The sequence below is a fragment of the Sulfitobacter sp. HNIBRBA3233 genome (assembly GCF_040149665.1).
Classification (GTDB): domain Bacteria; phylum Pseudomonadota; class Alphaproteobacteria; order Rhodobacterales; family Rhodobacteraceae; genus Sulfitobacter; species Sulfitobacter marinivivus.
This window is the reverse complement of sequence record NZ_JBEFLP010000001.1, coordinates 2,509,407-2,529,219: the sequence shown is the minus strand read 5'-3', so window position 1 is coordinate 2,529,219 and position 19,813 is coordinate 2,509,407. Positions and strand designations below refer to the sequence as shown.

Genomic DNA, 19,813 nt, shown 5'->3' with positions numbered 1-19,813 from the left:
GATTGCAGGTGCGACCGCGTCAGTCCAGCCTGATTTCCACCGAGGCGCTGCGCCCGTCCGCGTCGATCACCGCGATCCGCGCAAAGCCCGGCGCGTCGAGCGGCAGCAGCGCGTCGCGGCTGTGCAGCCCCGTCAGCACGGGGGCGCCGTCCACGAGAACCGTCAGCGGCAGACGTCCGGCGCGCAGTTTCAGCGGCACGCCGAAGCCGCTGCGGCGCAGGGTGGCGCCCTCGGGCGGGAAGGTGACCTCTGGCCCGTCGGGTGCGGGTTCGAAGGCGGCGCTGCGGCTGCGAAAGACGCGCAGCGGTTCGGGCAGATGGGCGGTGCCGAGGATCAGGGCGTTCTGCGGGGGGCGTGGCAGGGGCACCAAGGAGCCGAGACGCCCGAAAGCCTCGAACAGGACCGGCGCGGCGAGGTCGCCCCCGAAGGCGCCCGGCACCGGTGATCCATCGGGCCGGCCCAGCCAGATGCCGATCACATGCTGCCCGTCAAACCCGATCGCCCAGGCATCGCGGTGCCCGTAGGAGGTGCCGGTCTTGTAGGCGATCTGCCCCGCGCGGGCGGCTGACCCTGCGGGCGGCGCGATATCGGCCAGTATATGCGCGACCTGCCACGCCGCGACCGGCGACAGGATGTGCGGCGGATCTTTCGGGTGGGTATCCTGCAGTATGCGAAGCGGCGGTCCGTCCCCGCCCTGCGCAATCGCGGCGTAAAGCTGGACCAGATCGCGCAGGCTGAGCCCCACACCGCCCAGCGCCACGGCCAGTCCGGGCTGGCCGGAGGGCAGCTGCGGCGCGGCGCCCGCGCGTTCCAGTGTCGACATCAGCCGCGCGGGGCCGATTTCGTCCAGCAGCAGAACCGGCGGTATGTTCAGCGACAGCGACAGCGCATCCCTGACCGTCAGCCTGCCCCGGAAAACGCCGTCGAAATTTTGCGGAGCGTAGCGGCCGAAATAAACCGGTGCGTCGTCGATCAGCGTGTCGGGATGGGCAAGACCTTCGTCGAAGGCCATGGCGTAGATGAGCGGTTTCAGCGTTGACCCCGGCGAGCGGGACGCCGCGACCATATCGACATATCCCTGCCGCTGTCCGTCGGTGTAATCGGGCGATCCGACATAGGCGAGCACGTCGCCCGTGGCATGGTCCGCGACCAGTATCGCCGCCGAAACCGCATCGCCCTGCCCCGCGACGGCGCGGCGGGCGAGCGATTGCATCTGCCGTTGCAGGGCTGGGTCCAAAGTGGTGCGGTGCTGGATCCGCTGCGGCATACGCTGGCGTATACTTTCCGCCAGGTGCGGTGCATCCTGCCGCGGGGTGCCGAGAGTGCGGGGCACATCGCCGCGCGTGGCACCGGCGTCCATACCGGTGCGGGCCAGCACCCTGTCGCGCGCGGCGCGGGCGGCGTCCGGGTGGCGGTCCGGGCGGCGCGCCTCCGGCGACTGGGGAAGGGCGACCAGCAAGGCCGCCTCGGCCAGCGTGAGGCGGCGTGGTTCCTTGCCGAACCACGACAGGGACGCGGCGCGAATACCTTCGACCGGCCCGCCGTAGGGCGCGTGCAGCAGATAGAGCGACAGGATCTGCTCCTTGGTCAGCTGCCGTTCCAGTGCCAGCGCAAGGCGGATCTGGCGCAGCTTGCCGCCTACACTCCCGGTACCGGAGTTTTCCAGAAGCCGCGCCACCTGCATCGTCAGTGTCGATCCGCCCGACACGACGCGTCCGTAGCGCGCCGCCTGCGCGGCAGCGCGCAGAAGAGCGAGAGGATCGACGCCCGCGTGGTCGTAAAAGCGGCGGTCCTCGTAGGCGATCAGCAACCGCAGGAAAACCGGATCAACCTCGTGCAGGCCGACCGCCAGACGCAGGCGCCCGTCTTCCACCGGGAAGGCGCGCAGGAGGGTGCCATCGCCGGCGCGCACCTCGGCACCGGTTTCGGACAGGACCGGCGGCAGGACCGTTGCCGCAACCCAGCTGTCGAACCGGTCGCGGCTGTGCGCGGCCAGCCCCAGCGCAAGAGCGGCACCGGCAAGAAGGGCGGCGGCGCGTTTCATCGGGTGACGGTCAGACGGGTTGTCGCGGTGACCGCGCGGTATTCGGGCCGGTACATATCGCTGACCTGTGCCGCGGGGTGGTGATAGCTGCCCGGGCTGACCGCACGGACGATGTACGCCAGCTGTACCGGCTCTGCCGAGCGGTGGTCGAGTGCGGCCAGAAACCGGTCGCTGCGGAACTGGGTCATCTCGGGGGTAGCGACATCCAGCCAGTCGAGCGCTGCAACATCGCCCGACCGCAGCAGGTTCGGGTTGTCGATCTCGAGCCCGCCGGGAAGAGGATCGTCGATCATCAGGCGCGCGCCGATATCCTCGAACGGCTGCACCTCCAGCACCACGACCAATCGTGTGCCGCTGGCGACGGGTCCGGTAACCTCCGACCCCTCGAGGGTGAAGAGCCGCCGGGTCAGCGCATAGCCGTAGCCCTGCGCCTCAGGCGGCTGGACAGGCACACCGAAGGTCGTCAGCGTCACGTCGATGGCCGCGCCTGACGTATTGCGCACCGTGTGGCTTCGGGGATCCCGGTCAGACAGGCGCTGCACATGGGTGGCCGGGACGGGCGCGCCGTCAATCTCGACCCCGGAGGCTGATCTGGGGCTACCGAGCGCCTGCGCGGCAAGCACGACCTGTGCTGCTTCTTGCGTGGACAGCGTGAGGTTTGCCAAAGGCAGGGTTTGCGCCAGACTGGCGGCGTCGACGGCAGTGCTGCCTGCTTCTGCCGCGAGGTGGACCAATGACGCGGTATCGCGCAGGCGGCTGCCGAAATCGTCGCGCCAGCGGGTGGTGTCCGGCGGTGTGGCAAGCAGGCTTGCCGCGCGGCGGAACATCCGGTCGGCGCGCGCCGGATCGCCGTAGGCCGCCAGCGCCGCACCCAGCTGCGCCGCAGCCATGGGCGTTGCGAAGGCATCGGATTTGGTGTCGGCGTAGTACCGCAGATCGCCCATCTGCGCAGCACCCGCACGGGCCAGAACCAGAAGCGCGTAGGCGATGTCCTCTCCGCCGCTGTCGAAATCCGGTGCAAAATTCACGCGGTTGCGCAGATGATCCAGCGCCAATGACAGCGCCCGTTGCGGCACATCGTGCCCAGCGCCCCGCGCGCGCCAGAGGAAATCGGTGACATAGGCGTCGAGCCAAGTGTTCCCGCCATCCGCCCGCCAAAGGCCGAAGGCCCCGTTCGAGGCCTGACGCGCGAGCACCTGATCGACGCCGGACTGGATCTTGGCCTTGATGTCCTGTGGCGCGCCCAGACCCGCCTCAGACGCAAGCGCGCCGAGGCCGAGAAGGGGCAGCGCGCCCGATGTCACCTGTTCGGTGCAGCCGTAGGGGTAACGGTCGAGCTGGCGCAGAAGGCCCGGCACGTCGAATCGCGCCAGCGGCCCTGCGGTCAGCGTGGCACTGGCCGTGCCCGCCCGAAGACCGGCAAAGGGGGCGGTGTCGTAGGTGAAGGTCTCGCCCGCGCCGAGTGAGAAGCGGCGGGTGACGGCGATTTCGGGATCGTTGATGCGCACCGGCAGGGACAGCACCCGTTGCAGCGGCGCGCCGCCCGGTGGCCTTAGCGTCACGGTGATTTGGTGATCGCCGATTTCCCGCGCGCTCAGCGGTACGGCCAACCGGACCGTGCCGCCCGGATCGATGGCAACGGTGGCAGGGAAAGCGCCGACTGCTATTCCCGCGTCGGCCAGCACGCTGACAGGCATCTCTCCCGCGCCGCCGCTAGCGTGGACAAATTCCAGCAGCATCGTGGTGTCGTCACCCGGTGCGAGCACGCGCGGCACGCTGCCGGTGATGACCACCGGATCGCGGGCGATCACATCCTGCACGGCGCGGCCCACGGCGCTATCGCTCCAGGCGACGGCCATGAGGCGGATCGTCCCGTTGAAGGCCGGGCGCGCGATGCGGACAGTGGCGGTGCCGTCCGGCCCCACGGTGACCGGACCGCTGAACGCCGCCATCAGCGCCTCGGTCGGGGGCGGCGCTTGCAGGCCCGCCGACCGCGCGGCATCGCCACCGGAGCGTACCTGCCCCATGGCTCCGTTCAGCCCGTCGATCAGGCGTCCGTAGATATCGCGGATCTCGACCCCCAGCCGCCGTTGACCGAAATAGTGATCGGTCGGATCGGGTGCGGCAAATCCGGTGAGGTTCAGGATGCCCACGTCAACGGCGGCAAGCGTCAGATGCGCCTGCGCGCCCTCAGCGATACCGTCGATCCGCACCGGCACGTCGAGCGGACCCGCCTGCCCGTCCACCTCTGCCGGTGCGTCGAGCGTGACTGTCAGCTCTTTGCCCTCGGGCCGGATGCGGGCATGGGCAAGCCCGAGGCTGCGCTGCGGGGATTGGTCCGCCGCGGCATCCATGGGCCGCAAAAGCTGTACCGTGACATAGGCGCTGTGGCCCCAGTCTTCGGTCACGGTCAGGGGAAGCGCGAAATCCCCCTGCGGCACCGCGACAGCGCGCTGTTCGATCACACGGTTGGACAGCACAGAGACCAGAGCGACACCCTCCTGTGGCGCGGAAAAGCGCAACGTGGCCGTGTCGCCCCTGCCGTAATCGGGGCGGTCCAGCGACACCTGCAACAGGTCCGGTGTGTCCGCCGCGTCACCGCCGCCGTACCACCCCGCGCTGAAGCTGACGGAACTGACCGCGTAGGGTGCGCCAAGGCGTTCGACCACAAGCTCGTACTGGCCCCAGTCCGTGGGCAGCTCAAGCGCTGTCGGGGTCTGGCCGAGGGTAACCTCCCCGCTATCCATACGGATGCGTCTGGTGACGGGTTCCCAATCCCAGTCACCGTAGCGGCTGAACCACTGATAGCGCGTCTCGACCCGGTTGAGTGTCCAGCGGACGGGCATGTCGCCTGCGGTGGCGATCAGGCGGAACGCGGCGTCCGCGCCTTCGCTCAGGGGGCCTTCGAAATCGGGCTTGATCCCGATCAGGGGTGCGCCCGTCGCGACGGGGCGCGTCAGGCTGCGTTCCACCGGACGACCGGAGCCTTCGGCGACGCGCAGGGTGATCTCTGCTTCAAGCGGGGCGGCAGGCACTTCGTCCAGATCGGGGAGGGTCAGCGCAAGGGTTGCAGCGCCGCGCGCATCCGTCGTGACGGGATCGAGGTAGGCAGTGCGCGTGTCGAAGCGCGTGTCGTGGCGACCGAAAAGATAGCCCGGATGCGCGTCCAGACTGCGGGTCAGGCGCAGGCGCGCCTCCCCTTCGACCGCGAGCCCCGCCCCGGGCGAGCCAAAAAGATAGCTGGCCGCAACGGCAAGCGGCGGGCGGTCGCCAAGGCGCAGGGGCGCGTCCGGCAAGGTCATGTCGAAGGTGATGCGGTCGGGCAGAAAATCCTCGACCAGCACGGTTTGCGAGGCGAGCGGCCCCATCGCGGGATCGGCGACCACGTCCAGCCGCCACGCGCCGCGCGGCGCAAGCGGGCCCGTGGGCAGCGCAAAGACGTGGCCCCCGTCGCGCGCGCCTTGGCTGAGCGTGCGGCTGTGCTCGACCCCGTCGGGGCGGGTCAGCACGGCGACCAGCGGCAGGCCGTTCACCGCCTTGCCCGCCGGATCGCGTGTCAGGACCGTCGCATGGATCACCTCGCCCGCGCGGTAGGCGCCGCGGTCGGTCGTCAGGAAGGTGTCGATCGGCGGGCTGGGCGGATGCCCTTCGACACCACGGTCGGACAGATCGAAACCGGGATCCCGCAGGCTGAGGAATGCCGCGTCGGTCTCCCCCTCCTCGGCCATGAGAAGGGCGGGCGCGGCGGCCCCGGTGCCACGGGTCAGACCGGCGGGAAATCTGGCGAAGCCTTCGGCATCGGTCACGGCGGTGCCCAGCACGGCATTGGCCCGCGACAGCAGCGTCAGCGTGACGCCCGCGCGCGCACCTGTATCCCCCAGACCGCGCACCGCCGCGTAGAGGCCATCCGTGCCCGACCACGCCGAGAGGCCAAGATCGGTCAGGATGAACCACTGGGTCGCTGCCGGATTATCGTAGGGATCCTGCCCCGCGATCGACGCGCTGAGCGCATAGATGCCCGCGCGCTGGCCGGCCAGCATATCGCCCAGCGGCAGGCGCGTGGTGACCTGCGCGTTCAGCGTGTTCTGCACCGTGCCGGTGCCGGTCCAGATATGCTCTGCGATGTCGGTGGCAAAGGCGTCCTCCTGATACTTGCTGAGGGGGCGGCCGAAATAGCTGTCCTGCATGGCGCGCAGCAGGTTCCTGTCGCTGATCCGGCGCAGGACCAGTTCGACCGCATCGGTATTCACCGTCTCCACCGGCAGCGCGGCATCGGCGCTGCGCGGCAACACATAGGCGCGGCCCGAGAACCGCACCGTCGCGGGGCGGTCGCGCACATAAAGCGTAACGGGCGTGTCGCGGTGCAGAACCTCGCCGCTGGCGGCGGGCAGGCCGCTGCGGAACGTCACGCGGTAGCGCGCGCCGTGGCTGACCCCCTCGATACAGATTTCGCGGTCGTCGGGGGCCACCGACAGTGTCGGATCTTCGGTGCGCACGAAGGGCGCGTAATCCACCCCCGCCTGCACGAGATCCTCCGAAAAGACCGCACAGATGCGCGGGCGTGCGCTGTCTTTGTCGACGCGGGTATCGGTCAGGCGGAAGCCGTATTTGCCGATGGCCGTCTCCAGCGCCGCGGCGATCTCGGCGCGCGGCTCAAGCGTGGCGGCGAGCCGCAGCGGGGCGATCATGGACCGGCCCCTGCCGTTGGCCTCGAACGCGCGGGCCATCAGGTCGAGCGCGGTGACCCGCGCCGCTGTTGTATCGGCGCGCAGATAGGCGTTGATCGCGGCTGGCACCGACTGGGCACGCAGCCGGTTAACCAATGCGCGCGGTGTGCTGTCGGGCGCAGGCCGCAGACCCAGCCACGCAAGGCGCTGCCAGCTGTCCGCGCTGTCGTCGATCACGGCGGCCTGCGCTGCCCGCCGTGCGGCTGCCGGGCGGTTGCCCGTGCTCAGCGCCGCGTTGAACGCGGCCACCACATCCGGGATCCGCAGATCGCCGACCGGCGTGTCATTCGCAAGCGTCGTCACCAGCGCACTGGCAGCGGCGATGTCATCGGGGGCCAGAAACGAAAGTTCGGCGGCGCGCGCCGTGCCCAGAGCGCGGGCCGCTGCCGGTGTCGGCACCTTGCGGGCGGAGATCGCCCCCTCGAACGGCTGGCTGTCGGTCAGGGCGGATTTCGGAAAGCAGGCGTTCGAGCGGCTGTTGAACGTATAGGCAACGCAGGCCGATTGCGAATCGCAGGCCCGGACGCAGGCCGCGCGGGACGTGTCGAAGAGCGGCCCGAGGTCCGCGCCGTAGAAATCCGTATTCTCGCTGACAAGGTAGCGGTGGTCGGGCAGCGCGTCCTGCGCCCGCGCGGGAAGAGACACCAGAACCGACAGCGCAAGAAACCACAAAAGACGGCAAAGACCGGACATGGCAAATTCCTTCGTTGAAATGCGCCCAGCGTGGCACGCCCGCCGAGATTCGGGCAAGTCCGCTGGTCCTTAATCCGCTGTTTACCGCGTTCGGGCGATAGAGAGGGACGGCGCGCGCGTGAGGGAACTGGATGAGCCTACAGCAGAAACTGACCGAGGAACGGCGCGGCCGTTTGGCGGCGGAGCGTATGCTGGAGCTCAAGAAAGCCGAGCTTTTTGCCGCGAACCGCAAGCTGGGCCGCCACGCGCGGGAGCTGACGGACGAGATCACCGATACCCGCGCATTGGTCGAATCGATCCGTGGCGAGAACCAGAGGGTGAAATCCGATCTGAGTGCGGCGCAGGAGAAGATCGCGCTGGTGGAGCGGCGGCTGTGGCACTCTATCGAGACGATCAAGGACGGTTTCGCGTTCTTCGACAGCGACAACCAGCTGATCATGGCCAATCAGGCGTATCTGGCCATCTTCGACGGGCTGGAGATCATCAAGCCGGGGGTGAACTATGTCACCATCCTGCAGGCCATGACCGACGAGGGGATCGTTGATCTGGACGGCATGAACCCGACGGTCTGGCGGCAGCGGATGCTGTCGCGGTTCCAGAAACGGGTGCCCGAAGAGACGGTGATCCGGCTGTGGAACAAAAGCTATATCCGTCTGGTGGACCAGCGCGGGCCGGGCGGCGATATGGTTTCGCTCGGGCTCGATATCACCGCCACGGTCAAATACGAAAGTGAACTGCGCGATGCCCGCGAACAGGCAGAGGCGGCGAACCGTGCGAAATCCGCATTCCTCGCGAATATGAGCCACGAGATCAGGACACCGATGAACGGCGTCGTCGGGATGGCCGATATTCTGGCCGACTCGCAGCTGGACGAAGAACAGCGGCTTTACGTGCAGACGATCCGCAGTTCGGGCGAGGCGCTGCTGGTTATCATCAACGACGTGCTGGATTATTCCAAGATCGAGGCCGGGCGGCTGGAGCTCTACGACGAACCCTTCGATCTGGAACACTCCTGTGAGGAGGTGATCACGCTGTTGCAGCCGATGGCGCGCGAGAAGGGGCTGGAGATCCTTTTCGACTTCGATCTTTTCATGCCCACGCGCCTGCGCGGCGATGCGGGGCGTATCCGGCAGGTGCTGACGAACCTCATCGGCAATGCGATCAAGTTTACCACACGGGGGCATGTGCTGATCCGTGTCACCGGCACGGCCGACGCCCAGAGCGCAACAGCCACACCGCATATCACGGTCGAAGATACGGGCATCGGGATCCCCGCGCATATGACCAAACATATCTTCGGTGAGTTCTATCAGGTCGAGACCCAGCGCAACCGCCAGTTCGACGGCACCGGTCTGGGCCTTGCGATCACAAGGCGGCTGGTCGAGATGATGGGCGGCGAGATCTGGGTAACCTCCGAGGAGGGCGCGGGATCGTGCTTTGGCTTCAGCCTCACGCTTTCCACGGAGGGGGAGGCTGAACCCGGTTTCGAGGGGCTGGGCGACAGGTTTCGCCGGGTGCTGGTGGTGGACGACAGCCCCGGCAACCGCGCCATACTGGAGCGTCAGCTGGCACAGCTCGGCTTGGCGGTTGCGGGTGTCGGCAGCACTGCGGAGGCGATCGCACAGGTCGATACCGATCCCGAAGGCTTTGACGTGATCGTGACCGAACACAAGCCGCCCTGCGTCGATGCCGCATCCCTGGCCGAGGCGGTGGCGGGGCGCGCGCAGGTGCTGGTGATCAGCTCGAACCTGATCGGCCTGAAGGACGACAGCCGCGCCACGCTTTTCGCGCAGGTGCTGCAAAAGCCGCTGCCACGGCGCGCCCTTGTGGATGCGCTGCGCGCCTTGCCTGCCCCGGCGCGCGACAGCGACGCCCCGCCGGCTGTCGGCAGGCGCATGCGGGTGCTGGCGGCGGAGGACAACAGAACCAACCGTCTGGTGTTCAGCAAGATGGTAAAGACGCTCAACATCGACCTGCAATTCGCCGAGAACGGGGAAGAGGCTGTCGCGCTCTACCGGTCCTTCGGGCCGGACGTGGTTTTCATGGATATCTCGATGCCGAAAATGGACGGCCGGAAGGCCACGGCCGAGATCCGCGGCATCGAGCAAACGAGCGGCCGGCACGTTCCCATCGTGGCAATGACGGCGCACGCCCTGCGCGATGACGACAAGTCGTTTCTGGACGCGGGGCTCGACCACTACCTGTCGAAACCGTTGAAGCGCGCGGCGATAGAGCAGCAGATCCTGAAAGCCCAGCCGGAAGGAACCGCGCCGGTTCTACCGGTTCAGGACGTGGGATAATCGCGCAGAAAGACCGGCGTGTCGGGGGTGGAGCGGTCGGCGTCGAAGGCGTATCCGCCCAGATCGAAGTCGCGCAGCGCGTTCGCGTCGGTGATCCGGTTCTGGACGATGAAGCGCGCCATCGCGCCGCGCGCTTTCTTGGCGTAGAAGCTGACGATCTTGGGGCCCTTGCCGTCCCCTTTGTCTTCCATGAATTGCGGCGTCACAACGCGCAGGTCCAGCGCCTTGCGGTCCACCGCACCGAAATATTCCTGGCTTGCGCAATTGATCAGCGTGTCGCTGCCTGTGGCGCTTGCCTGGGCGTTCAACGCCTTGGACAGATCCGCGCCCCAATAGTCATAAAGGTTCTTGCCGCGCCGGGTTTTCAGCTTGCTCCCCATTTCCAGCCGGTAGGGCTGTATCGCGTCGAGCGGACGCAGAAGCCCGTAAAGACCGGACAGGATGCGCAGATGATCCTGCGCATAGGCCATCTCGTCCGGGTCGAGGGTGGCGGCCTCGAGCCCCTGATAGGTATCTCCCGCGAAGGCGAGTGCCGCGGGCCGTGTCTGGTCCGCGTCAGGGGTTTCGGCAAAGCTCTGGAAGCGGTCGCGGTTCAGCCGCGCCAGATCATCGCTGAGGCCCATCAGCGATTTCAGATCGCCGAGGCTGAGGTTGCGTGCGGTTTTCACCAGACGATTTGCATCTTCGGTGAAATCCGGCGCGGTGGTGCCGGTGTCACGCGCGGCCCAGTCCAGTTTCTTGGCGGGTGAGATCACGACGAGCATGGCAATTCCTTGGTCACTGTTGTTCGGGTCTGGGCGCTACCTAGTCCGGGTCACGCAGGACGTCCAGAAAGGCCGCGCCAAATCTCTCGGCCCGGCGGTCGCCCAGGAGACGTTCCAGCGTCTCTTCGGTCGGATCGCGCATTTGCGCGACCTTCGCCAGAAGGGAGGCCGAACAGCTGAGCGGGCGGTCGGTGCCCATCGGGCCACGGGCAAGATCGACCTGCACCGACATCAGACGGTCGTAGAGCGATCCGGCATCGCGCCCTGCCAGCTTGCGGCGCTGGGGATGCATCGCCTCGGCCGCGCCGTTGATCACTTCGAGGAACGCCGCGCCGTAGCTGTCGAGCTTCTTGGCGCCGACGCCGCTGATCCGGGCCATATCGTCGAGCGTGGCGGGCCGGCGTTCGGCCATTTCGATCAGGCTCCGGTCGGTGAAGATGATATAGGCAGGGACCTTCGCCGCCTCGGCCAGCGCACGGCGCTTGGCCTTGAGAGCGGACAGAAGCGGCGCGTCCTCTTCGCCGACCATCGCCTTGACGGCGGGGCGGCGGGTGGCGGCAGAGGCCACCGTGTCGCTGCGCAGGGTGATCGACGCCTCGTCGCGCAGAATAGGCAGCGCCGCATCGGTCATGCGCAGGGCGCCGTGGCGTTCGGGGTCCGGCCGGACCAGATCATGGCCCATCATCTGCCGAAAGATCGCCTGCCACTGGCCCTTGGAATATTCGGTGCCGACGCCGTATGTCGGCAGGCTGTCGTGACCGCGCTGGCGGATCTTGTCGGTGTCGGCGCCCAGCAGGATGTCGATCAGATGGCCCGCGCCGAACCATTCATCGGTGCGCAGCATCGCCGACAGCGCCTTGCGCACGGCAGTGGTGCCATCGAAGGTTTCTGCGGGGCTGTCGCACAGATCGCAGTTTCCGCAGGTCACTTCGGCCTCGCCGAAATAGCCGAGTAGGGTACTGCGGCGGCATTCGAGCGCCTCGGCCAGACCCAGTAGCGCGTTGAGCCGCCCGTGATCCGCAGTACGGCGTTCGGGCGGGGCCAGCCCTTCGTCGATCTGGGTGCGGCGCAGGCGGATGTCGTCGGGGCCGTAGAGTGTCAGCGTCTCGGCGGGGGCACCGTCGCGGCCCGCACGGCCGATTTCCTGATAATAGGCTTCGATGGATTTGGGCAGGTCGGCGTGGGCGACCCAGCGGATGTCGGGCTTGTCGACGCCCATCCCGAACGCCACCGTGGCGCAGACGATCAGCCCGTCCTCCTGCTGGAAGCGCCGCTCGGCGATGCGGCGGTCCTCTGCCTCCATCCCGCCGTGGTAATGGATCGCGGTCTGCCCTGCGTCGTTCAACGCGCGGGCGAGGCCCTCGGTCTTGGCGCGGGTGCCGCAATAGACGATGCCCGACTGGCCCCGGCGCGCGGCGGCAAAGTTCAGGATCTGCGCGCGCGGCGAATTCTTGGCGGCAAAGGCAAGATGGATATTCGGACGGTCGAACCCGTGCAGGAAGGCGCGGGGCGGGTGCCCGTCAAAGAGTTTCTGCACGATCTCTTCGCGGGTTTCGGCGTCCGCGGTGGCGGTAAAGGCCGCAAGCGGCACATCGAGGGTGCGGCGCAGCTCTCCGATGCGCAGGTAGTCAGGCCGGAAATCGTGGCCCCACTGGCTGACGCAATGCGCCTCGTCCACGGCGATTTGTCGCACACCCACGCGGCGCAACATGCCCATTGCCGCCCCCGAGGCCAGCCGTTCCGGCGCCATGTAAAGAAGCTTGAGCGTTCCCGCCTCGAGCCCCTCCCAAACCGCGTCGGTTTCTTCGGGGGTGTTGCCGGAGGTCAACGCACCAGCGCCAACGCCCGCCTCTTGCAGGGCGCGAACCTGATCGCGCATCAGGGCGATCAGCGGCGAGATGACCACCGTGACCCCTTCGTTCATCATGGCGGGCAGTTGGAAACACAGGGATTTTCCGCCGCCCGTGGGCATGATGGCAAGCACGTTTTCGCCCGCGCTGACCGCATCGACGATCTCTTCCTGTCCGGGGCGGAAGCCTTCGAAACCGAAAATGTCTTTCAGCAGCTCTTGCGCGGCGGGCATGCGGGGGAACCTGTCAGGAAATCAGTTGCGACAGGACTCCCACATTGGTCCGCCGGGGGCAACAGCCCGCAGCGCGGTCGCGGTCAGTAAAAGGCCGCCGCGTTGTTGACCAGAACGATGCGCAGTACCGCCACGGCGATCAGCACCACCAGCGGCGCCAGATCGAGACCGCCCATGTTGGGCAGGATCCGCCGGATCGGGGCATAGAGCGGCTCCATCAGGCGGTTGATGCCGTACCAGATCTGGCTGACCAGCGGTTGCCGCAGGTTGAGGACCTGGAAATTTATCAGCCAGGACATGATGACATGCGCGATGATGAAGAACCACACGATGTCGAGCAGCAGCATCAGGATCTGGAAAAGCGAAGTCATGTAAACGGTCCTATCCGGGGTCTGGTCAGACAGTGAAGTAAGCAAGACCGCGTAAAAGGACAAGTGCGCCCCGCGTTCCGGATGTGCAGGCCCGCCCGAGCCGGGGTGGATCAGCCGCCCGCGACCACGGGCGGCGGGCAGCAGCGCCGTTCAGGCATCCATCGCGCCGAACGCCTCGGAAAAGTCGAGGGAGTCGACCCGCCTGAGGGACCAGCCGTCGAAATAGCGCTCGGAGATCGGCTTGCGCGCGAGCACCTTGAAGCCCGCGTGACGGCTGTCGGCGCGAATGACCTCGATCAGGTCATCGACATCGTTTTCCTCGCCCTCGATGATCTGGCAGAAATTACGGCCATTGAACGCGAGCATACCGGTCAGCGACCGCGACGCATTCTTGCTGGCCGAACTGTCGCACAGGGCGTCAAGTTCTGCCTTGGAAACATAGGATGCCGCCGTGCTGAAATACATAAGTCTGATCATCTTTCCCCCCGAGCCATTGAAGCGCAAAGACCGCTTAGGTTGTGTTATTGGTTCCAGCTAACCAAAAAGATGCACAGTAATATATGACAGGTCAACAATAACCTGTCTTGATTGTGCTCAGTCCGCCTGCTCTACCTTTTCAAAACGGGAGGCAGGCAGTTGGCACAACCATCGGGGCGCGCGCGGATCTGGGGCTGGTACTTCTTCGACTGGGCAAGCCAGCCTTACAATACCTTGTTGCTGACCTTCATTTTCGGCCCCTATTTCGCCGCGACCGTGTCGGCCAACCTGATCGCCTCGGGCATGCCGGAGGCCGCAGCCAAGGCGCAGGCGCAGGCCTACTGGGGGTGGGGTCTGGCCATTGCGGGCGTCTCTATCGCGGTGCTGGCCCCGGTGCTGGGTGCCATCGCGGATAATTCGGGCCGCAAGCTGCCGTGGATCTGGTTCTTCTCCTTTCTCTATTTCACGGGCTCACTGGCCCTGTGGTGGACGGCGCCACAGGATTTTTCCGTTCTGTGGGCCTTGTTCTTCTTCGGGATCGGCCTGATCGGGATGGAGTTCGCGACGATCTTTACCAATTCCTACCTGCCCGAACTGGACGACAATCCGGCAGAGCTGGGCCGGATTTCGGGGTCGGGCTGGGCTTTCGGCTACGTTGGCGGGGTGCTGGCGCTGGCATTGATGCTGGCGCTGTTTCAGGCCACCGGCAGCGGCAAGACCATGGCGGGGCTTTCGCCGCTCTTCGGGCTGGATCCGGCGACGAAGGCCGACACACGGATTGTCGGGCCGCTGACGGCGGTGTGGTTCGCCGTCTTCATGATCCCCTTCTTTCTGACCGCGCGCGACCGGCCCACCGCGATGGCCGACCGTATCGTGATTCGCCAGAGCCTGCGGGATCTTGGCCGGACCCTGCGGGGATTGCCGCGCCATCCTTCGCTGCTGGCCTATCTGGGGTCGTCGATGTTCTACCGCGACGCGCTGAACGGGATGTATACCTTCGGCGGTGTCTACGCGACCGGGGTGCTGAACTGGTCGATCACGCAGGTGGGTATCTTTGGCATTTTGGCCGCCGTTTCGGGGGCGGTTTTCTGCTGGATCGCGGGCCGTGTGGACCGCCGCGTAGGACCGATGCCCGTCATCGTCTTCTGCAATGTCGCACTGGCGCTGGTGGCGGTGCTGATCGTGTCCGTCAGCCCCGGTCAGGTGCTGTGGATCCCGGTCGCCGAAGGATCGGCGCTGCCTGACGTCAGCTTCTTCATCGCCGGTGCGGTGATCGGCGCCGCGGGCGGTGCCCTGCAGGCGTCTTCGCGCAACATGATGACGCGGCAGGCAAACCCCGAGCGCATGACAGAGGCTTTCGGCCTTTACGCCTTGTCCGGCAAGGCGACGTCCTTTCTGGCGCCCGCGCTGATCGCGTTTACCAGCCAGATGACGGGCAGCCAGCAATTGGGTGTCACGCCGATTGTGGGGCTATTCATCCTAGGGTTGATACTGTTAGCATGGGTCAAACCGAACGGGGATTTCAGCAGATGATCATCAAAAAGATACTCAGTGTTACGGCCCTCACCGTGTTGATTGCCAGCTGTGGCAACAGCCGCGACATCAGCGGCGCGCCCGAGCAGCAGCCGGAATTGCCCACCATCGGCGAGCTGGCGGGACCGCTGGCCAATGTCGAGGCGAAAAAGCTGTTCGGCATCAAGAATGCGGCCAGCCCGCAAAGCCCCGCGCCCTTCGGCAGCTACGCCAAGGGGTGCCTTGCCGGCGCGCAGCAGCTGCCCGAAACGGGCCCCACATGGCAGGCGATGCGGCTGTCCCGCAACCGCAACTGGGCCCACCCCGAGATGATCGATATGGTCACAAGGCTGAGCCGCGTTGCCGCGCAGCAACCGGGGTGGAACGGTCTCTATATCGGGGACATGAGCCAGCCGCGCGGCGGGCCGATGCTGACCGGTCACCGCAGCCACCAGATCGGGCTGGACGCAGACATCTGGATGCTGCCGCCCACCTCCCTGAGCCTGACGCGCAAACAGCGCGAGGATATCTCGTCCATCTCGATGCGGCGGGCGAACGGCGCCTATGTCAACAGCTCGTGGACGCGGTCGCACCACGAGATCCTGAAGGCGGCTGCCAAGGATCCGCGCGTGTCGCGCATCTTTGTCTTCCCCGGCGCGAAGGTGCAGATGTGCAACGATGAAACCGGCGACCGCAGCTATCTGCGCAAGATCCGCCCGTGGTACGGGCACCATTACCACTTCCACATCCGGCTGAATTGCCCGCAGGGTGCCACCGGATGCCGCAACCAGACCCCGCCGCCGCCCGGTGACGGCTGTGACGACGCGCGGCAGTGGCAGGCGAATATCCTGAACCCGCCCAAGCCGAAACCCGGTGCAAAGCCCGCGCCGAGCACGCCACGCCGCGAACTGGTGTTGGCCGATCTTCCGGCCCAGTGCAAAGCGGTGCTCGACGGCCTGTGATCTGGCGCGCGGTGGCGTGGCTGGCGCTGCTGGCGCAGCCCGCCCTTGCCGAACCCGCGCTGGTGGGCGAACGGGTGTTCGACTGGCACGACCGCGCCGCGTGGTTTGGCGGCTGGTCGGGGATCGAGGTCGGCGATCACGGGACAACCGGCGTTGTGGTCAGCGACCGCGGCACCCTTGCCCACATCAAGATGCAGCGCAGCGACGGTGATCTGACTGGCGTCGAGATCGATCGCGCGATCCCCGTCACGGGCGCCCAAGGCCGCGCTCTGCCCAAGCTGCAGCGCGATCTGGAAGGCATCGCAATCGGAGCAGATGGCCGGATCGAACTGTCGTTCGAACACCATCACAGGGTCATGCGCGTCGATCCGCAGACCGGTCACCTGAGCGACCGGCGGCCGTTTTTCCTCGACCTTGCGCGAAATGTCGGGATGGAGGCCTTGGCGATCGGGCCGGATGACGCGCTTTATGCCGTTGCCGAAACCCGCCCCAAGGGCGACGCACCCCTCGTCGTTCACGCCTTGCGCGGGGATATCTGGACACCGGCGTTTGAAATACCGCACCGCAGACCGTTCGTGCCCGTCGGCGCGGATTTCGACGATCGGGGGCGTTTGTGGCTGCTGGAACGCGCCGCGACCCCGCTGGGATTTCGCAGCCGCATCCGCATGTTCACGCTGGAGGGCCAAGCGGCCCGCGAACATATCCTGCTGACCACGGGACCGGGGCGGTTCGACAACCTAGAAGGTCTGAGCGTCTGGCGGGATACGAAGGGGGCGATACGCCTGACGATGGTCTCGGACGACAACTTCCTCTGGATCCAGCGCAGCCAGATCGTCGAATTCGAGATCACGCAATAGGTTGCACCGCGCGGGAAACGGGCCTAAAGCGCCCCTGTCCGCGATCCCCTGGACCAAGTCGCCGCACCCTTGCATAAAACGGTTTATCTGATGACACGCACCTACCTTCCCGGCATTCTTGCGATGGCTGCCATTGTTGTGGCCTCCAATATCCTCGTTCAGTTTCTTTATGGCGACTGGCTGACGTGGGGCGCCTTTACCTATCCGCTTGCCTTCCTTGTCACCGACATCATGAACCGCGTCTATGGCACGGCCGCCGCGCGCCGCGTCGTTCTGGTGGGGTTCGTGGTCGGCATCCTGTGTTCGCTGATCGGCACGCAGATCATGGGCGACTTCGGGCCGCTCGTGACCATGCGCATCGCCATCGGCTCCGGTCTGGCGTTCCTTGTGGCGCAGATGCTTGACGTCGGCATCTTCGCGGCCCTGCGCAGCGGCGCGTGGTGGAAGGCGCCGCTGGTCTCGACCCTTGTGGGCAGCACGGTCGATACGATCATTTTCTTTTCGGTGGCCTTCTCGGGTGCGCTGAGCTTTGTGCATCCGGGCACCGATGTGTCCTGGGCAGGCGAGGCCGTGCCGCTGCTGGGCACCGGCCCGATGGCGCCGCTCTGGGTGTCGCTGGCGGTGGCCGACTGGGCGGTAAAACTGTCGCTGGCGCTGATCGCGCTGATCCCTTTCCGCGTCATCACGAAGCGCCTGCGCGCCTCCTGACGGCGGCATCTGTCCGCGCTTTTACGCAAACACCCTGCCGCCCGTTTGGGCAGCAGGGTGTTTTTTCACATTATCTGGTGCAAAAAATGCTTTGCGCACCCCAGATTATGTGCAACGATTCCTTAGGTTCAACAAATGAAAAGGAGGTGATCTAGTGTCAAGAAGTGTACTGGAGCGAGGTGTCGGGACAGCTTTGGAGGGCGCGTACTAGGGCAGCCCCTGGTACGATGAAATCCAAGGTGGATACGGTCTAACCGACCCGCCTCCTATTCAATTCGATTGGGCCGCTCCCGAACCGGGGCGGCCCTTTTCGTTGCCTCAGTGCAGCTTTCCGCGATCAGGAGGCTTTCGGGGCTGCGGCCTCCGCGCCGAGGCTGCGCCATGCCGGGGCTTCCTCGTCGAATGTCTCGGCCTCGACCGGGATGAGATGATCCATCATGCTGATGACGTCCTCGGCGGCCTCCGGCGCGCCGACGACAACGTAGCGCCCGACGTTCGTGACCGACCGGAACCGCGATTTGAGAGACTCCCACGACAGGCTCGCGCCCGCTTCGGCGCCATCGTAGCGGTCGAAGATCATCAGCATATCGACCTTATCTTCATGGGCGTCGAAGACGGAATTCATGTAGTCGGCCATGCCGGACATGTCCTCGCGGCTGACCTCCCCGGTGATGCGAAAGGCGAAAAGATCCGCGCGGGTGGTCGGGATCTGGATAATGGATGGGCAACTGAACATCGGAAAGGCTCCTCACAGGGGTGTAGCGGGATAACGCCCTTCCCGCCCTCGCGTTCCGCGCTATGATGGGGATCATGCTGCGTATCTCAGATCAGATCGCCCTGCAGGATTGGGAAATGACCGAAAGCTTTATCCGCGCTTCGGGTCCCGGCGGGCAGAACGTGAACAAGACCTCGTCGGCGGTCGAACTTCGGTTCGAGGCCGCGACATCGCCGTCGCTGCCGCCACCGGTGAAATCGCGCCTCAAGCGGATTGCCGGCAGACGCTGGACGAAGGAAGGCGCGGTGGTTCTGCAATGCGACGAGACCCGCAGCCAGGCGCGCAACCGCGAGATCGTGCGCGAGCGCCTGAAAGAAATGGTGCAGGAGGCCCTGAAGCCGCCGAAGCGGCGCATCGCGACGCGCCCCACACTGGGATCGAAAAAACGCCGCCTGAAGGCCAAGAAAGTGCGCGGCGAGGTCAAGGCATTGCGCGGACGCGTCGATCCGGACTGAACCCGCGCGAGGAGCGCCCGAAGGGCAGCGAGGAGCCCCCGGTCACACCCGCTTGAGCATGTAGATATCCATGATCCACCCGTGCCGCGCCCGTGCCTGTGTGCGCTCTTGCATGATCCGCTCCGCCACCTCCGCAAGCGGCCCCTCGACGATGATCTGTTCTTTCATCCCCACATAGGCCCCCCACCAGATATGCAGGCCGTCACTGTCGATCTCGCGAAAAGCCCCGCCCGCGTCCAGCATCACCACGACCGTGTCAGCGCCCTGCGGCCAGCCTTCGTCGCGCAGGCGTCTGCCGGTGGTCACCGTGAAGGGAGCGCCGATTTCGTTCAGTACCGTGGCATGTGCGGCGGTCAGCGCATGTATCGATGTAATGCCGGGTATCACCTCGATCTCCGGCGCGGGATCGAGCCGGGCCGCAATTCTCAGCGTGCTGTCATAAAGCGACGGATCCCCCCAGACGAGCAGCGCCACGCGGTTTCCGCCCCCGTGGGCCAGCACCGTCGCCTGCCACACGGCGGCGATCGCATCGTGCCAGTCGTCGACCTGCTTGCGATAGTCCAGCGTGGTCTCGTCACGGACCGGCAGGTCGAATTCGGCAATCCGGGTCCGGTCGTTGGTCAGCAACTCGTTGCAGATGTCGCGGCGCAGGCCCGCCAGATCGTCCTTGCCCGCGCCCTTGCGCGGGATCAGGATCAGGTCCTGCCGGTTCATCGCGCGGATGGCTTGCAGCGTCAGGTGCTCGGGGTTGCCGGTGCCGATGCCGATCAGGGTCAGATGCAGGCTCATCCCGGAATCCGTGCCAGCGCCTTCAGCCGCAAACCGCCCAACACGCGCGCATCCGCAAAGGTGCCGTCGGGCGACGCGGCATAGCGGCTGGCAAATCCGCGCAGGTCCGGCACATCGTCCTCGGTGATCTCACCGAACAGGTAGGCGACCTTGCCCGCCGCACGGAAGGCCACGGTCTGGGCACGGGCGCATCCCGACATACAGTCGATCCCCTCGACAGTGATCCCGGGCAGGGCGGCGCGCATATGTGCCAGCAACGCGGGGCTCTGCGCGGTGCAACTGGTGCAGACGTACAT

Annotated in this window: 15 protein-coding genes; 6 read left to right on the top strand and 9 right to left on the bottom strand. The window is 66.3% G+C overall.

Annotated elements, in window-relative coordinates; translation table 11 throughout:
- Positions 1-19 precede the first annotated feature (19 nt).
- Positions 20-2,044, bottom strand: coding sequence for a penicillin-binding protein 1C (gene pbpC, locus ABMC89_RS12370; RefSeq protein WP_349568233.1), 2,025 nt, complete (start codon positions 2,042-2,044; stop codon positions 20-22).
- Complete coding sequence (locus ABMC89_RS12365) at positions 2,041-7,464, bottom strand: alpha-2-macroglobulin family protein (protein WP_349568232.1); 5,424 nt, start codon at positions 7,462-7,464, stop codon at positions 2,041-2,043. Before ABMC89_RS12365 ends, pbpC begins: the two co-directional genes overlap by 4 nt.
- Positions 7,465-7,595: 131 nt before the next feature.
- Here ABMC89_RS12365 and ABMC89_RS12360 point away from each other — a divergent pair, with 131 nt between their 5' ends.
- On the top strand, positions 7,596-9,764 hold the full coding sequence (locus tag ABMC89_RS12360; protein WP_349568231.1) for a response regulator: 2,169 nt from the start codon (positions 7,596-7,598) through the stop codon (positions 9,762-9,764).
- On the opposite strand, the gene yaaA is transcribed toward ABMC89_RS12360, so the two are convergent.
- From yaaA to ABMC89_RS12340, 4 genes are all read right to left on the bottom strand, one after another.
- Positions 9,749-10,528 (bottom strand): peroxide stress protein YaaA, encoded by a 780-nt coding sequence (yaaA, locus tag ABMC89_RS12355; RefSeq protein ID WP_349568230.1) that lies wholly within the window; start codon positions 10,526-10,528, stop codon positions 9,749-9,751. The two genes, ABMC89_RS12360 and yaaA, sit on opposite strands and share 16 nt — an antisense overlap.
- A gap of 40 nt (positions 10,529-10,568) precedes the next feature.
- The gene (gene recQ, locus ABMC89_RS12350) at positions 10,569-12,611 is read right to left on the bottom strand and encodes a DNA helicase RecQ (protein WP_349568229.1); all 2,043 of its coding nucleotides are present in this window, start codon (positions 12,609-12,611) and stop codon (positions 10,569-10,571) included.
- An 83-nt stretch (positions 12,612-12,694) separates the two neighbouring features.
- A complete protein-coding gene (locus ABMC89_RS12345) occupies positions 12,695-12,982 on the bottom strand; it encodes a YggT family protein (RefSeq protein WP_349568228.1) in 288 nt (95 codons plus the stop codon).
- A gap of 150 nt (positions 12,983-13,132) precedes the next feature.
- A complete protein-coding gene (locus ABMC89_RS12340; RefSeq protein WP_349568227.1) occupies positions 13,133-13,459 on the bottom strand; it encodes a BLUF domain-containing protein in 327 nt (108 codons plus the stop codon).
- Positions 13,460-13,618: 159 nt separating this feature from the next.
- On the opposite strand from ABMC89_RS12340, the gene ABMC89_RS12335 reads away from it, so the two are divergent.
- The 4 genes from ABMC89_RS12335 (at position 13,619) to ABMC89_RS12320 (ending at position 17,498) form a co-directional block, all read left to right on the top strand.
- Positions 13,619-14,992, top strand: coding sequence for an MFS transporter (locus ABMC89_RS12335; RefSeq protein WP_349568226.1), 1,374 nt, complete (start codon positions 13,619-13,621; stop codon positions 14,990-14,992).
- Entirely contained in the window at positions 14,989-15,933 is a 945-nt protein-coding gene (gene mepA, locus ABMC89_RS12330; protein WP_349568225.1) for a penicillin-insensitive murein endopeptidase, read from the top strand. The genes ABMC89_RS12335 and mepA overlap by 4 nt, the downstream gene beginning before the upstream one ends.
- Positions 15,930-16,790 carry an esterase-like activity of phytase family protein gene (locus ABMC89_RS12325; RefSeq protein ID WP_349568224.1) on the top strand — a complete coding sequence of 287 codons (861 nt, stop codon included), beginning with the start codon at positions 15,930-15,932 and terminating at the stop codon, positions 16,788-16,790. The genes mepA and ABMC89_RS12325 overlap by 4 nt, the downstream gene beginning before the upstream one ends.
- Positions 16,791-16,880: 90 nt before the next feature.
- Positions 16,881-17,498 carry a queuosine precursor transporter gene (locus ABMC89_RS12320; RefSeq protein WP_349568223.1) on the top strand — a complete coding sequence of 206 codons (618 nt, stop codon included), beginning with the start codon at positions 16,881-16,883 and terminating at the stop codon, positions 17,496-17,498.
- A 337-nt stretch (positions 17,499-17,835) separates the two neighbouring features.
- Here the strand turns inward: ABMC89_RS12320 and ABMC89_RS12315 are convergent, their stop codons facing one another.
- Positions 17,836-18,234 carry a SpoIIAA family protein gene (locus tag ABMC89_RS12315; RefSeq protein ID WP_349568222.1) on the bottom strand — a complete coding sequence of 133 codons (399 nt, stop codon included), beginning with the start codon at positions 18,232-18,234 and terminating at the stop codon, positions 17,836-17,838.
- A 74-nt stretch (positions 18,235-18,308) separates the two neighbouring features.
- Here ABMC89_RS12315 and arfB point away from each other — a divergent pair, with 74 nt between their 5' ends.
- The gene (gene arfB, locus ABMC89_RS12310) at positions 18,309-18,728 is read left to right on the top strand and encodes an alternative ribosome rescue aminoacyl-tRNA hydrolase ArfB (protein WP_349568221.1); all 420 of its coding nucleotides are present in this window, start codon (positions 18,309-18,311) and stop codon (positions 18,726-18,728) included.
- 42 nt (positions 18,729-18,770) lie between these two features.
- Here the strand turns inward: arfB and cobF are convergent, their stop codons facing one another.
- Both cobF and ABMC89_RS12300 read right to left on the bottom strand, forming a co-directional pair.
- Positions 18,771-19,517: a precorrin-6A synthase (deacetylating) gene (cobF, locus tag ABMC89_RS12305; RefSeq protein WP_349568220.1), complete on the bottom strand. Its 747-nt coding sequence runs from the start codon at positions 19,515-19,517 to the stop codon at positions 18,771-18,773.
- A complete protein-coding gene (locus tag ABMC89_RS12300; RefSeq protein WP_349568628.1) occupies positions 19,514-19,813 on the bottom strand; it encodes a DUF1636 family protein in 300 nt (99 codons plus the stop codon). Before ABMC89_RS12300 ends, cobF begins: the two co-directional genes overlap by 4 nt.